This window comes from Catenulispora sp. GP43 (assembly GCF_041260665.1).
Classification (GTDB): domain Bacteria; phylum Actinomycetota; class Actinomycetes; order Streptomycetales; family Catenulisporaceae; genus Catenulispora.
Window position 1 is genome coordinate 222,350 of sequence record NZ_JBGCCT010000017.1, and the last position, 13,844, is coordinate 236,193.

The following is a 13,844-nucleotide window of genomic DNA, read 5'->3' on the forward strand; positions in this document are numbered from 1 at the left end:
AGCAACGAGCCCTCCCGGCGGGAGGCTGAACCGCACCTGACGCCGGATAGTGGCCTGTGGAGGCTTTTCCACGAAGACGCGGGAGTAGCCATGGACCGCTATCCGCTCATCGCCGACCACGGCCTGGTGGGTGACCTGCAGACCGCTGCGCTCGTCTCCTCGGCCGGTGTCGTGGACTGGTTCGCCTCGCCCCGCTTCGACTCGCCCAGCGTGTTCGCCTCACTGCTCGACCATGGTCGCGGCGGGTTCTTCAAGCTGGCGCCGACCCGTCCGGACGCCCAGGCCAAGCAGCTGTACTACCCCGATTCCGCCGTCCTGATCACGCGGTTCACGTCGCCGGACGGGGTTTGCGAAGTCGTCGACTGGATGCCGCCGATCTTGTCCACGACCCCGACGGACCGGCACACCCTCTTCCGCGTGGTCCGCGTGGTGCGCGGCGCGGTCACGATGGCGATGGAATGCCGTCCGCGTTTCGACTATGCGCGGGCGGGCCACGAGCTCCGGCTCGACGGGGAGGGCGCCGCCTTCCGCTCCCCCGTCGCCGCCGCATACCTGCGGGCAGGCAACTTCCCGATGACCCAGGACGGCGACGACGTCCGCGGCGAGACGACCCTGCGGGTGGGCGACATGGCCGGGTTCGCCCTCACCGTGTGCGCTCCCGACGGCGCCCCGCCCGCGCCGATGGCCGCCGAGGACGCCTCCGAATCCGCCTGGGGCACCATCCACTTCTGGCAGAAGTGGGTGCGAAGCTCGACCTATCAGGGCCGGTGGCCGAGCGCGGTCAACCGTTCCGCGATCACCCTCAAACTCCTGATATACCAGCCCACCGGCGCCCCGGTCGCCGCGGCCACCATGGGTCTGCCGGAGCAGATAGGCGGCGAACGCAACTGGGACTACCGTTACACGTGGGTGCGCGACGGTTCGTTGTCCGTGCGCGCGTTGCTGGACCTCGGTTTCGTCGAGGAGGCCGACAAGTTCGTCCACTGGCTCGGGGACCGGCTGCGCGACCGCGAGAGCCGGACCGGCGACCCGCTGCAGATCATGTACCGGGTCGACGGCGACCCGACGCTGACCGAGACGATCCTGGACCACTTCGAGGGCTACCGCGGTTCGGCGCCGGTCCGCGTCGGCAACGCCGCCGCCGACCAACTCCAGCTGGACATCTACGGCGAAGCGATGTACGCCATGTCCGAGGGCGCCGTGTTGCAGCGCAGCACCGGGTATCACGGCTGGAAGGGGCTGGCGCGAACCCTGGACTGGCTCGCCGACTCCTGGGACCGGCCCGACGAGGGCGTGTGGGAGACCCGCGGCGGGCGCAAGGACTTCACGTTCAGCCGGGTGATGTCGTGGGTCGCGTTCGACCGGGGCATCGCCTTGGCCACCGAGTTCAGCCGCCCCGCGGACCTGGAGCGGTGGACCAAGGAGCGGGACACCATCATCGAGCAGATCATGACGCGCGGCTGGAACGCCAAGGAGCAGGCCCTGGTCCAGCACTACGGCGACGACAGCGTGCTCGACGCCTCCCTGCTGATCATCCCGCGCATGGGACTGCTCACGCCACGCGACCCGGCCTGGCTGTCCACGCTGGACGCGATGGACCGCACGCTGGTGTCCGACAGCCTGGTCTACCGGTACGACCCGGCCGCCTCGCCGGACGGGCTGCGCGGCAACGAGGGCACGTTCAGCCTGTGCAGCTTCCTCTACGTCGACGCGCTCGCTCAGGCAGGCCGGATCCGCGAAGCGCGCTATGCCTTCGAGAAGATGCTCACCTACTCCAACCACGTCGGCATGTTCTCCGAGGAGATCGGCCCGACCGGCGAGCAACTGGGCAACTTCCCGCAGGCCTTCACGCACCTGGCGCTGATCATGGCTGCGACTTCGCTCGACAAGGCACTCGACGAAGCGGTGAACGAGGGCCGGGACGCGTGAGAGCGCCGGGACGTGTACCAGCGCAGGGAGACCGTGTACCAGCGCCGGGCCGTCCGGGTATCAGTCGTGCGCGGCTTCCGGGCCCTGGAAGCGCTCGGCGGACACCCGCATGCGGAAGACGTGATAGGTCCAGGCCTGATAAAGCAGGACCACCGGCAGAAGCACCGCCACGATCACCGTCATGACCTTCAGTGCGTACTCGCCCGACGCGGCTCCCCGCACTGTGAGGTTGTATGCGGGGCTGGTGCTGGAGACCATGACATCCGGGTAGAGCTCCACGAACAGCGAGCCGATGGTGGCGGCCATCGCGACGGTGGTGGCGGCGAACGACCATCCCTCGCGGCCGGTGGCGGTCAGGGCCGCGGCGGCGAACGCGGCCATGATGGCGATCAGTTCCGGCACGTTGACCAGCACCCCCTTGCCGGAGGCGGCGTGCGTCCAGGCGAGGAACCCCAGCACGGCCACCGCGGCGGCCGGCGCCACCCGCCGTCCGATGAGGCTGGCGCGTTCGCGCACCGCGCCCGTGGTCTTCAGCGCCAGGAACGTCGCGCCGTGCACCACGCACAGCACGGTGATGGTGATGCCGCCGAACACCGAGTAGCCGGTGAACAAGTCGCCGAGGTTCCCGGTGTACTCCTGATCCGACCCGATCGGCACCCCGTGCACGAGGTCGGAGAGCGCGATCCCGATCACCAGCGGCACCAGGAGGCTGCCCGCGGTCATCAAGAAGTCCCAGGTGCCGCGCCAGCGCCGGCTGCCGATCTTCCCGCGGAACTCGAAGGAGACCCCTCGGATGATCAGTCCGGCCAGGAGCAGGACGATCGCCAGGTAGAACCCTGAGAACATGGTGGCGTACCAGTCGGGGAAGGCCGCGAACATCGCGGCGGCGGCCACGATGAGCCAGACTTCGTTGCCGTCCCACAACGGGCCGATGGTGTTGATGGCGGCCCGCCGGCCGGCCTCGTCACGGGCCACCACGGCGTGCAGCATGCCCACCCCGAGGTCGAAGCCCTCCAGGACGAAGAAGCCGGTCCACAGGACCGCGATGAGGATGAACCAGAAGGTGGCGAAGGCCATGGGGACCCCAGGTGCGGCTCGGGCCGGTCAGTAGGCGACGGCGGGGACGGGTTCGTCGAGCTCGGGCGGCGGCGCCAGCTGTCTGCGCGCGTAGCGGGTCATGAGGATCGCGGCGACCACGGCCAGCGCGGCGTAGATGAGGAAGAACACGACGATGCTGATCACGACGGTCGTGGTGTCCACCGACGGCGACACGCCGTGTCTGGTCAGCTGCAGGCCCTGCACGACCCAGGGCTGCCGGCCGCTCTCGGTGAGCAGCCAGCCGGCGGTGTTCATCAGGAAGGGCAGGATCACCGCCCACGTGGCCACGCGGAGGAACCAGGTCTTCGTGTACAGACGCTCGCGGCGCAGCAGCCACAGGCCGGCCAGCCCGATCAGCAGCACGACGGCGGCCAGGTAGGCCATCACGCGCATCGACCAGTACTGGATGAACACGTTGGGCACGTAGTATCCGGGCCCGTACTGCTGCTGGTATTGGGTCTCGACCTCGTTGAGGCCCACGACCTGCCCGTTCCAGTGGTTGGTGGCCAGCAGCGAGAGCAGGTGCGGGATCTCGAAGATCTTCGTGGGAGTCTGGTCCTTGTTCCCGCCGCCGACCTGGAACACGGAGAACGAACAGGGCTGGCAGGTCGTCCACTGGGCCTCGGCGGCCGCGATCTTCATCGGCTGGTACTTCGCCTCGGTCACCCCCAGTTCGCTGCCGACCAGCATCGCGAGCAGCAGCGCGGGCACCAGGACGACCAGGGACAGCTTCGCGGCCGGGCGGAAGGCTTCGCGATCGGTGCCCCGGCGCAGCTGCCAGGCCGCCACGGCGAGCATCACCAGCGATCCGGTGACCAGCGAGGCGAGCAGGACATGGACGTACCCGCGCAGGAAGACCGGGTTGGTGAACAGCGCCCACACGTCGTCGAGCTGCGGGCGGCCGGTGGCCGTGTTGATCTTGTAGCCGACCGGGTGCTGCATCCAGGAGTTGGCGGCCATGATGAACAGCGCGGACAGGGCGCCGCCGAAGGCCACGGCCCAGATCGTCGCCAGGTGCACCCGCCTGGGCAGCTTGTCCCAGCCGAACAGCCACAGACCGAGGAACGTGGACTCCAGGAAGAACGCGGCCAGGCCCTCCATCGCCAGCGGTGCGCCGAACACGTCGCCCACCGTGCGGGAGTACTGCGACCAGTCCATGCCGAACTGGAACTCCTGCACCAGCCCGGTGACCACGCCGACCGCGACGCCGATGACCAGCACGGTGCCGAAGAACCTGGTCAGGCGCAGCAGTTCCGGACTCCCTGTGCGGTGCCAGCCGGTCTGCAGCAGTGCGGTCAAGAACCCCAGGCCGATGGTGACGGGCACGAACAGGAAGTGATAGATCGACGTCATGGCGAATTGAAGCCGGGCGAGGTCGAGTTGGCTCATCGTTTCGCTCTCCGACTCCCCTCGGACGGTCCCGCGCTCGGAACCGCCCTCCTGTGGCGACTGCGCCGACCTGCTCGAATTCGCGCAGACCCTTTCTGCCGCGAACTGTCATCGGGAACGGGCAGCCACGCCGGGAGCGCAGCGGGCCGAATCGGAAATCACCCGGCTGGAGTAAGCCGGGTTCAGGCGGCCTCACAGGTCCACCGACGTCGAATGCGAAGCGGCGCGCCGGCGCGGGCCGACGAACCGCCGACGAGCTGACTCGCCGACCCTGGTGACCGGCCATAGGCTCGAACAGCCGACCTCGGGAAGCCTGAGCGCGGCGGTATCTGCGCTGCGAGCAATCGGTGGCAGTCAGTGGCCGGCACGGTGATGCCCCGGACGGAAAGACCGGGTGCGGCAAGGAGAGACCGATGCAGGCAGACGACGTCGACGCCCTGGTGATCTTCGGTGCCACCGGAGACCTGGCGAAACTCGAGACCTTCCCGGCCCTGGTCGGCCTGGTGGAACGCGATGTGCTCGCCGTGCCCATCGTCGGAGTGGCCAAGAGCGGCTGGGACCTTCAGCAGTTCCGTGCCTACGCCGTCGCCTCGCTCAAGCTCAACGGGATGGACCCGGGCAGCCCCGCGGCCGTGAAGATGCTCGGCCTGCTCCGCTACGTCGACGGCGACCTGGACGACGACGCGACGTACGCCGCGATGTCCGACGCGATGGGCTCGGGCGGCCGCGCCCTGTTCTACCTCGAGGTGCCACCGGCGCTGTTCGGACGCATCGCGCACGGAATCGCCTCCGCCGGCCGCGCCGGCGATGCCCGGGTGATGGTGGAGAAGCCGTTCGGAAACGATCTGACCAGCGCCATCGAACTCAACACCACGATGCACCAGGTCTTCCCGGAGGACGCGATCTACCGCGTCGACCACTGGCTGGGCCTGGAACCGCTGGAGAATGTGCTGTTCACCCGTTTCGCGAACTCGGTACTCGAGCCGCTGCTCAACCGCACATACGTGGACAGCGTCCAGATCACCATGGCCGAGGCCTTCGACGTTTCGGACCGCGGCGCGTTCTACGATCACACGGGCGCCGTCCGCGACGTCCTGCAGAACCACATGCTGCAGGTCCTGGCCAGCGTGCTGGCCGAGCCTCCGGACGGTCCCGGCGCGGGCTCGTGGCCGCAGGACAAGACGCGGGTGCTGACCGCGATCAAGCCCGCCTCACCGTCCCACGCCGTCCGCGGACAGTACGAGGGCTACCACGATGTGGCCGGCGTCGCGCCCGGATCAACCACGGAGACGTACATCGCCGTACGGTTGGCCGTCGACTCCTGGCGCTGGGAGGACGTGCCGGTCATGATCCGCGCGGGCAAGTGCATGCCGGTGACCGCGACGGACGTCACCTTCCACTTCCGCAAGCCGCCGCACGACCTGTTCGACCTGCCGCCCTCGGCCACAGCCAACGCACTGCGGTTCCGCATCTGGCCCGAGAGCGCGGTCGCCCTCACGCTGGCCGGCAAGAAGCCCGGAACCGCTTGGCAGGCCCAGCGCGAGGATCTGGTCTTCAGCCAGCAGCCGGGCTCGGACATGCGGCCCTACGACCGGCTGATCGGAGCGGCGCTGGAAGGCAGGCGCTGGCTGTTCACGCAGCAGGAGGCCGTCGAAGCCGCGTGGGAGATCGTCCAGCCCATCCTCGAGGCGAGTTCGCCGCACACCTACGAGCGCGGCACCTGGGGGCCGAAGGAAGCCGACCAGCTCCTGCCCGAGGGGATCATCTGGCACGATCCTCAGGCCTGAGGCAACGGGAGCAGTGCTCGGCAAGGCGCCGCACCACGCGTAAGGTGTGTACGCAGGAGGGTGCTGACGCAATGGGAATGCTCGACCGTGTCGAACGACGACTGGACAACTTGATCAGCGGGGGCTTCGCGCGGGCCTTCAAGGCCGAACTGGTGCCCGCGGAGATCGCCGCTGAGCTGCGGCGGGAGTGCGACGACACCGTCGTGGTCCGCGGGCAGGGGCGCGCGGTGGCCGCGAACGACTACGTGGTGCAGATGGCCCCTGCCGACTTCACCCGGCTCGCCCCGTATGCGGCCGAGCTGGCGGCGCAGCTGAACGAAGCGGTCCGCGCGCACGTGCACGAGCAGCGTTACGTCCTCGTCGGCCCGCTCGCGGTGCGGCTCGAGGCCGCCGAGGATCTCGCCGTCGGCGTCTGCCACATCCGGAGCGTTGTCCTGCCGGCCAACCAGCCGCCCGGTCCGAGTACTACCCGGCCGGTGTCGACTCCGTGGCTGGAGATGAACGGGTCCCGGATCCCGCTGTCCGCGCGGATGACCATCATCGGGCGCGCTCCGGAGGCGGATGTCCGGCTGCACGACCCGGGAGTCTCCTCGCGGCATGCCGCGATCCGCCTCGACCGCTCCGCGACCATTGAAGACCTCAGCTCCACCAATGGAACCTTTGTGGACGGCCGGCGCGTCCGGACAGCCGATCTGCATGACGGGGCCGTGATAGTTCTCGGTGGAGTTCGAGTGACGTTCCACAACGGCTGAGAAGGTTCTGCGCCGCGTCAGCCGAGCTCACGGCTTAAGCAGCACCTTGACAGCGCGACGCTGGTCCATTGCCTGGTATGCCTCGGGGGCCTGGTCGAGAGGCAGTACCAGGTCGAAGACCTTGCCCGGATCGATCTGCCGCTGCCAGACCAGGTCGATCAGTTCCGGAAGGAAGCGCCGCACCGGGGCATTACCGCCGTGCAGGTGAGCGTGGGAGAAGAACAGCTCCTGGCCGTCCAGGGTCACGCCATGGGAGACGCCGACGTACCCGATGTGGCCCCCGGGCCGGGTGGAGCGGATCGCCTGCAGCATCGACTGCTGAGTGCCCACCGCCTCGATGACCGAATCCGCGCCGAATCCGCCGGTCATCTCCTTGACGCGGGCCACGCCCTCGTCGCCGCGCTCGGTGACGATGTCGGTGGCGCCGAACTCGCGAGCCAGTCTTTGCCGCGGCTCATGCCGGCTCATGGCGATGATCCGCTCCGCGCCGAACTGCTTGGCGGCCAGAACGCCGAGCAACCCCACCGCGCCATCCCCGACCACGACGACGGTCTTACCCGGCCCCGCCTCGGCGGCCACCGCGGCGAACCAGCCGGTGGCCAGCACATCAGAGGTGGTCAGCAGGCTCGGGATCAGGTCCTCCTCCGGCGTGCCCGGCGCGGCGACCAGCGTGCCGTCGGCCAGAGGCACCCGCAGCCGCTCGGCCTGAGCGCCCAGATCGTTGATCCATTCGCGCTGCACACACGAGGTCTGGTAGCCCGCCCGGCAGTTCTCGCACGTGTTGTCCGACACCGAGAACCCACCGACGACGAAATCACCGGGCTTCACCGTGGTGACCGCATCACCGACCTGCTCCACGACGCCCACGTACTCGTGCCCGATCGGAGACGGGGCCTCGATCGCATCGGTGCCGCGGTAGGACCACAGATCCGAGCCGCACACGCAGGCGGCCACCACACGGATGACGGCATCCGTCGCCGCCTCGATCTTCGGGTCGGGCCGCTCCTCCACCCGGAAGTCGCCAGGTCCGTACCTCATGACGCCACGCATGGTCGCTCTCCTCGCCTCGATGAGGCCGGCCGCGGGTCACGGCCGGGCGGGCTGGGGGCCACACCACCCAGGAAACCGGCATTGCGCCCGCTCAGCGAGTCGCAACTGGTGAAGAAGCAGGCATTGTGAGCATCTCGCCTGGTAGGGAGCACGAAGGCCCGCCGCCAGGAGCGCCACCGAATCGCACGAATGATCTAGCCGAATGGGTCACTTGATGTCCAGCTGGACCGCGTGGCCGCTCACTGGTGGCAGGCACGCGGACTCACTGCACGCGGCATACCCGACGAGCGCGGTCGCCCCGCCCTGCCCGCCGATGGTGACGGGCAGGTCGACGGTCACCGGGCCGTCGGGGTACACCGGCAACGAAAGGTCCGTCCCCGTCAACCGGAGCGTGGTCGCCTTGGTCCGCGCGGCCAGCGGGCCGGCGGCCGACATGGAACCCCGCACGACCAGCGAGACGGGCCGGCCGACCCCCTGGATCCCGTCGGCCGGCAGGTCGATGCTGTACAGGTGGAAGCCCGGCCGGTCCGGCGTCAGGGTGGCCACGAGCGTGGCATGCGTCGTGGTGCGGCCCTTGAGGCCGATGACGACGGTAACGCCTTGGTCGGAGAACTGGGCCAGACGCGCCAGCCCTTTGTCACCGCCACCGCCGCCGCCGTCACCGCCACCGCCACCGTCGCCGAAAGCCAGATAGGCGACGCCGACCGCGATGACGAGGGCCGCCACCGTCCCGCAAAGCCAGACGCGAGCGCGGCTCATCCGGCCCACTTCTTCAGGAAGGCCAGGAACGACGACGTGTCGAAACCCGGGTTGCCGCTCCTGTCGGTGTCCACCCGCGTGGCGCCCGAAGGGCTGAGAATGACGATCACCGGCAGGCCATAGGACCCCGAACTGCTCGGCGCGATCTGCGACAGCAGGCTCATGTTGTCGTCGACGTCGATTTGCACCAAATGGTACGACGACGCCAGGACACTCTGGACGCCGGAGGTGTGGAACGCCTGGTCCATCGCGACGCAGTTGCCGCACCAGCTCGCACCGAAGTCGAGCAGCACCTCCCGCCCGTCAGCCTTGGCCGCGGCGCGCGCCGCCGCGATCTGGGCCTTGGAGTCGGCGGCGGGGTCGTAGCCGAAGGAGGACGGCACCGTGCCGGACGTCACCGGCCGCGGCGTCGTGGCCGACGGGCTGGACGAGCCCTTGGGCTTGCTCGGCGCGGACGTGGAGCGGCTGGATGACGGAGTGGGCGACGTCTTGCCGGTGGGGTCCGGGGCGGACGAGGCCGGCGTCATGGCCTGGGCGGACGTCTGGTTGGTGCCGGTGCCGGCCGCGCTCGAGGACGCCGCACTCGAGGACGCCGTACTCCCGGCGGCTGCGGGAGAACCAGGCCCACCGGCTGCCACACTCGACGATGGATTCGCAGACGAGGCACAGCCACCGAGGGCGGCCGCGAGTATTCCGACGGCCAGGGCCGAAGATGCTTTGCGCACCGGTTCGCTCCTCTGTCTCTATCAAGGGATCGTTGACACCTAGGAGAGTCGCCACCGCCGACCAGATCACAGTTTTTTCCTCTCGGCTTGGCGGATCAGTCGGTCGGCCGAGGCCTGATCCGTCCCAGCCATCAGGGCTCTGTCACAGTTGCCCCATGGACTTCTTCGAGAGCTTCCCCGCCCCTCCAGCCCACCCCGAGCCGCCGCCGACGCCACCGCGCCCGAAGTGGAAGAAGCCGGCCGCAACCCTGCCGGTGGTGATGGCCGAGAACGCGATCATCGTCCGCGACGAGCGGCTCGCGCTTTCCATCGGCGGGCTGTCGGCCTACCCGAACGGCTTCGAGTTCTCGATCCACATCCGGCTTCGGAACGAGGAGAACCTGATCGATCCCTTCGGGCACCGGCGCCGGCGGGACTATGACCGCAACTCCAGCATCGCCGACAGTGATGATCCCGAGCGGAACCTGCGTGTGGGCATCCTGTTCGCGGACGGACGCCGCGCCGCTTCCAGCCAGCCGCGCCGTCTCCGCTTCGACAGCGAGCCCGACCCCGAAACGATCATCATGCTGCCCGGCCACGGCGGTGGCGGCGGCACGTCCTGGGACATGAGCTACTGGATCCACCCGCTGCCGCCGGAGGGGCCCCTCACCATCGTCCTGTCCTGGCTCGCGCAGGACATCACCGAGGTGCGTCACGAGCTCGACGGCTCCACGCTCCTCGCCGCCGCCGCACAGGCGATCCCCCTGTGGCCGGAGCCGCGTTCGGGTACCTAGGGCAGCGCCTGCACCAGGCCGCGCCGGCGTGGCTGTGCTTGTTGTCCAATCAATCCTCCGCCGCCATCACCACCGCGACCGGCCACGCGATCATGGCGGCCGTCATGGCCGGGCTGACCGTCGCGCTGCTGCGCATCGACCAGACCGTCACCTTGCGTACTCTGGCCGGCGGCCGGACCACCCCGCTCGAAGGGAGCTGATCCCCCAGACGGGAGCTGATCCCCCAGATGCGCTACGGACCAGCGGGGTGGAGGGCAGACTCGGAGGGCCCTGTGCGGCCCATCGCGTTGCGCAAGGCAGGCGGCGGGGCCTTGAGCACACTCATTCGGCGATGGCCGCCCAGTCGTTCGTAGCAGTAAACGGCGTTGACTCCGAGCCCGAGCACCGCCTGTTTCCAACGAGGCCACTGCAAGATCCGCCCCATGCGCTTCATCACCGCGAGGCTCACCGTGCGGTAGACGCGGATCTCCGCGAGCGCGGTGGTGCGCAGCAGAGCGTCGATCTCGCCACGATGCCCTTGCGCGGACAGCCGGAGCAGCTCTTCGTGGCAATACGCGAGGTGGTTGTTCTCGTCGGAACAGATCATCCGCACCGCACGCCCGATCTCCGGATCATCGCCGAAGATCTTGCGCAGCAGGCGCATCTGCTCGGCCGCGCGCTGCTCGGTCACCCTGCTGTGCACGAGATAGACCAGCACATCGTGCTCGGTCAGCGGCTCATCGCGGCGCAACCGCTCATGGGCCAGCCCGATGCCCTGCCGTTCGAGAAGCATTGTGTAGTCGGTTTCGGGCGGCACCTCGACCGGCTCGAGTCCACGCTTGCGCAGCAGGCCGCGAAAGATACGCCCGTGCTTGTCCTCGTCCGCACCGTGCCTGGCCACCTTCGGCGCCAGGACCGGATCGGGTACCAGCCGGGCGATGCGTCCGTTCTCCCAGCCGCCCTGGCTCTCGCCCTGCATGGCGATGCTGCAAAACAGCCGGTAGGACTGGTCGTTGTCCCGGATCTCACCGAACAGACTCGCGGCCGTGAGCATCCTGCACCGCCTTCCGCATAGCGCCCGTACGTTGCCCCAAGTCAATGCCGCCCTGCCGCACCCCGCCAGTCCCCCACCGGCGCCGCTAGCCCGAACGATTGACGCGGGGGTCCTGGCATGCGCCTGCGGGACACGTCGCGCGGGCACGCAAGTCGATCACCTGGCCTCCAGCCGCAGTCCAGACCACCTCGCCGGGGCCCCTGCCCCGAACGCGCCATTTTCTTGTCAACCCAGTTCGCTCCGCGGTGCGTAGAACTAGTGACAGTGTTCCCATCAGCAAGGAGTCGGCATTGACCGAGGAGGAGTTCACCGAGTTCTACACCTACTCGGTTCGTCGGCTTGTCGGCCAGCTGTACACGATGACCGGTGATCTGCACGAAGCCCAGGACGTCGTCCAAGAGGCCTTCGAGCGTGCTTGGGGGCATCGGCGTGCCCTGGATCGCGACGGTGCGCCCGAGGCGTGGGTGCGGCGCACCGCCTGGCGCCTGGCGGTCAGCCGGTGGCGGCGGGCGCGGGTCGGGGCGCAGGCCTGGTTGCGGCGTGACGACGCGCAGCTGGTGCCGGGACCGGACCCCGGCGGCGTGGACCTGACGTCGGCACTGCGGGTCCTGCCGGCCCGGCAACGGATCTGCGCCGCGCTGTTCTACGTCTGCGATCTGCCGGTCGACCAGATCGCCGCCGAGACCGGGCTGGCCTCCGGCACCGTCAAAACCCACCTGTCCCGGGCCCGGACCGCTCTCGCCGCGCTCCTCGGCGAGACCTCCCCCAGTGAGGAGACCCCGTGATGTCCCCCGACGACGAGCGCATCGCCGCGGCCCTGCGGCACACGGCATCCCGGGCGGCGTCGCAGGCCACGCCGTCCACACCCGAGCGGATCACCGGTCGCGGCAAGGCCCGCCGCCGGCGCCGGGTGGCCGCGGCGGTGATCGGAGGCGCGGGGATGGGCGCCGCGATCGTCTTGGCCGTCACCACGGCAGCAGGTTCCCCGCAACGCGACGAGCCCTCGCCCGGTGTGCACCCGTCGACCACCGCGCCGGCGCCGGTGCCGACGACGCCCCCTGCGACCGGGACCAGCCTCCCGGCGGATCCCCTTTCCAGCTCCGCCGACTCCGTCTCCTCGCCCTCGCTCGGCGATCCGTCCTCGTCCACGGGGTCGTCCAGGAACTCCGGCGGTCAACCGTGACGCTGCCGCTTCTCGACCACCAGCGACCCGCGACCAAGTCGACCCCGGCGAACTCGGCGAACTCAGCGACCCCTGCGAACCCGGCTACCCCGCCGACCGAGACACCAAGCCGGCGCGCCTGGCACGCCGGACAACCAGTACTGCTCGTCTACATCGCCGCGGCAGTGCTGCACATCGCACTGCTGGCCGCCATGATCCCCGCCGGCGGCCCCGGCATCGCCGATCGCCTGCAGGCTTGGGACGGCCAGCGTTACGTGGAGATCGCGGCGCACGGTTATCCCAGCGGATTCACCTACACCGCGGACGGTCAGATCTGGGGCAACAATCTGGCCTTCTTCCCCTTGTTCCCGCTTCTGATCCGCGCCGTCCACACGGTCACGGATCTGAGCTGGGAAGGCGCCGCGATCGTCGTGTCCCAGCTGTCGATGATCACAGCCCTGCTGGCCGTGCACCGCCTGCTGACACGTCTGTACAACCGCCGCACGGCCACGATGGGCATCGTTCTGCTCGCGATGGCCCAGCCGATGTCGCTGGCGTTCTTCATGGCCTACAGCGAGTCGCTGTTCCTCGCCCTGGCCGCCGGCACTCTGCTCGCGGCCGAGCGCCGTGCATGGCTCACCGCCGGGCTGTTGGCGTGTCTGACAGGTCTGACTCGTCCTGCGGGCGTGGCCGCCACCGTGGCGCTGGCCGTCGCCGCGTCGCTGTATCTGTACCGGCGACGAAAAGCAGAGTGGCGGCCGGCCGCCGGCGTCGTCATCGGCAGCCTCGGCATGCCTGTCTACCTGCTGTGGGTCGCCAACAGGGCCGGCACGCCCGGCGCCTGGTTCACCATCCAACAAGCCTGGGGCACCCGCTGGGACTGGGGCAGTTCATTCCTGAAGTATCTGGCGCAGTCCTTGACCACAGGGGACGGCTGGGTTCAGGTGAGCGTCGCGCTCCTGCTCCTTGCGCACCTCGCCGTCACCATCTTGGCCTGCTGTCGCCGGACCTGGCCCCCGCTGCTCGCCTACGGCGCCGTCATCATGATCTTGACCCTCGGGCAGAGCAACTACTACCACTCCAAACCGCGGCTGCTCATACCGGCCTTGGTCTTCCTGATCCCGATGGCCGACGCGCTGGCCCGCGCCCGGCCCGCCTCCAGAGCCGTCGCCATAGCCTGCGCCGCGCTGTTCGGGTGCTGGTACGGCTCCTACATGCTGACAGTCTGGTCCTACGCCATCTGACGGGACCAGCCCTTTCTGAGGCCTCTGAGTTCCGGAACCACATTTCCTTGACTGTCCCGTTGCCCCTCTGTAAACCGAATCTCATGGGAGAGCGCTCTCCAACGGCAGCCTGGCGCACACTGCCGGCCGAGCCGCACTCACCG

The 13,844-nt window shown here is 69.1% G+C and carries 14 protein-coding genes; 8 read left to right on the forward strand and 6 right to left on the reverse strand.

Features of this window, described 5'->3' with window-relative positions:
- Nucleotides 1–90 precede the first annotated feature (90 nt).
- Nucleotides 91–1,929, forward strand: coding sequence for a glycoside hydrolase family 15 protein (locus ABH926_RS30990; protein WP_370369422.1), 1,839 nt, complete (start codon nucleotides 91–93; stop codon nucleotides 1,927–1,929).
- A gap of 60 nt (nucleotides 1,930–1,989) precedes the next feature.
- Here the strand turns inward: ABH926_RS30990 and cydB are convergent, their stop codons facing one another.
- On the reverse strand, nucleotides 1,990–3,006 hold the full coding sequence (cydB, locus tag ABH926_RS30995; RefSeq protein ID WP_370369423.1) for a cytochrome d ubiquinol oxidase subunit II: 1,017 nt from the start codon (nucleotides 3,004–3,006) through the stop codon (nucleotides 1,990–1,992).
- Nucleotides 3,007–3,033: 27 nt separating this feature from the next.
- Nucleotides 3,034–4,416 carry a cytochrome ubiquinol oxidase subunit I gene (locus tag ABH926_RS31000; protein WP_370369424.1) on the reverse strand — a complete coding sequence of 461 codons (1,383 nt, stop codon included), beginning with the start codon at nucleotides 4,414–4,416 and terminating at the stop codon, nucleotides 3,034–3,036.
- Between the two features lie 413 nt (nucleotides 4,417–4,829).
- Between ABH926_RS31000 and zwf the strand changes: the two genes are divergently transcribed.
- The gene (gene zwf / locus ABH926_RS31005) at nucleotides 4,830–6,203 is read left to right on the forward strand and encodes a glucose-6-phosphate dehydrogenase (protein WP_370369425.1); all 1,374 of its coding nucleotides are present in this window, start codon (nucleotides 4,830–4,832) and stop codon (nucleotides 6,201–6,203) included.
- A gap of 71 nt (nucleotides 6,204–6,274) precedes the next feature.
- On the forward strand, nucleotides 6,275–6,955 hold the full coding sequence (locus ABH926_RS31010) for an FhaA domain-containing protein (RefSeq protein WP_370369427.1): 681 nt from the start codon (nucleotides 6,275–6,277) through the stop codon (nucleotides 6,953–6,955).
- A gap of 27 nt (nucleotides 6,956–6,982) precedes the next feature.
- Here ABH926_RS31010 and ABH926_RS31015 read toward each other — a convergent pair whose 3' ends face one another.
- The 3 genes from ABH926_RS31015 to ABH926_RS31025 all read right to left on the reverse strand — a co-directional run bounded on the left by ABH926_RS31015 (nucleotide 6,983) and on the right by ABH926_RS31025 (nucleotide 9,489).
- Nucleotides 6,983–8,005, reverse strand: coding sequence for a zinc-dependent alcohol dehydrogenase family protein (locus tag ABH926_RS31015; RefSeq protein ID WP_370369428.1), 1,023 nt, complete (start codon nucleotides 8,003–8,005; stop codon nucleotides 6,983–6,985).
- Between the two features lie 207 nt (nucleotides 8,006–8,212).
- Nucleotides 8,213–8,764, reverse strand: coding sequence for a hypothetical protein (locus ABH926_RS31020; protein WP_370369429.1), 552 nt, complete (start codon nucleotides 8,762–8,764; stop codon nucleotides 8,213–8,215).
- Nucleotides 8,761–9,489, reverse strand: a complete 729-nt coding sequence (locus ABH926_RS31025; protein ID WP_370369431.1) for a thioredoxin family protein — start codon at nucleotides 9,487–9,489, stop codon at nucleotides 8,761–8,763. The genes ABH926_RS31020 and ABH926_RS31025 overlap by 4 nt, the downstream gene beginning before the upstream one ends.
- A 155-nt stretch (nucleotides 9,490–9,644) precedes the next feature.
- On the opposite strand from ABH926_RS31025, the gene ABH926_RS31030 reads away from it, so the two are divergent.
- Together ABH926_RS31030 and ABH926_RS31035 are read left to right on the forward strand one after the other, a co-directional pair.
- Nucleotides 9,645–10,262 carry a hypothetical protein gene (locus tag ABH926_RS31030; RefSeq protein WP_370369432.1) on the forward strand — a complete coding sequence of 206 codons (618 nt, stop codon included), beginning with the start codon at nucleotides 9,645–9,647 and terminating at the stop codon, nucleotides 10,260–10,262.
- Nucleotides 10,263–10,303: 41 nt separating this feature from the next.
- The gene (locus ABH926_RS31035) at nucleotides 10,304–10,462 is read left to right on the forward strand and encodes a hypothetical protein (RefSeq protein WP_370369433.1); all 159 of its coding nucleotides are present in this window, start codon (nucleotides 10,304–10,306) and stop codon (nucleotides 10,460–10,462) included.
- Nucleotides 10,463–10,494: 32 nt separating this feature from the next.
- Here ABH926_RS31035 and ABH926_RS31040 read toward each other — a convergent pair whose 3' ends face one another.
- Nucleotides 10,495–11,295 (reverse strand): ferritin-like domain-containing protein, encoded by an 801-nt coding sequence (locus tag ABH926_RS31040; protein ID WP_370369434.1) that lies wholly within the window; start codon nucleotides 11,293–11,295, stop codon nucleotides 10,495–10,497.
- 290 nt (nucleotides 11,296–11,585) lie between these two features.
- Here ABH926_RS31040 and ABH926_RS31045 point away from each other — a divergent pair, with 290 nt between their 5' ends.
- Genes ABH926_RS31045 through ABH926_RS31055 form a run of 3 tightly spaced genes read left to right on the forward strand, consistent with a single transcriptional unit; the run spans nucleotide 11,586 to nucleotide 13,701 of the window.
- The gene (locus ABH926_RS31045; protein ID WP_370369435.1) at nucleotides 11,586–12,080 is read left to right on the forward strand and encodes a SigE family RNA polymerase sigma factor; all 495 of its coding nucleotides are present in this window, start codon (nucleotides 11,586–11,588) and stop codon (nucleotides 12,078–12,080) included.
- Entirely contained in the window at nucleotides 12,080–12,478 is a 399-nt protein-coding gene (locus ABH926_RS31050; RefSeq protein WP_370369436.1) for a hypothetical protein, read from the forward strand. Before ABH926_RS31045 ends, ABH926_RS31050 begins: the two co-directional genes overlap by 1 nt.
- Entirely contained in the window at nucleotides 12,475–13,701 is a 1,227-nt protein-coding gene (locus ABH926_RS31055; protein ID WP_370369437.1) for a hypothetical protein, read from the forward strand. Before ABH926_RS31050 ends, ABH926_RS31055 begins: the two co-directional genes overlap by 4 nt.
- The last annotated feature ends 143 nt before the right edge of the window (nucleotides 13,702–13,844 follow it).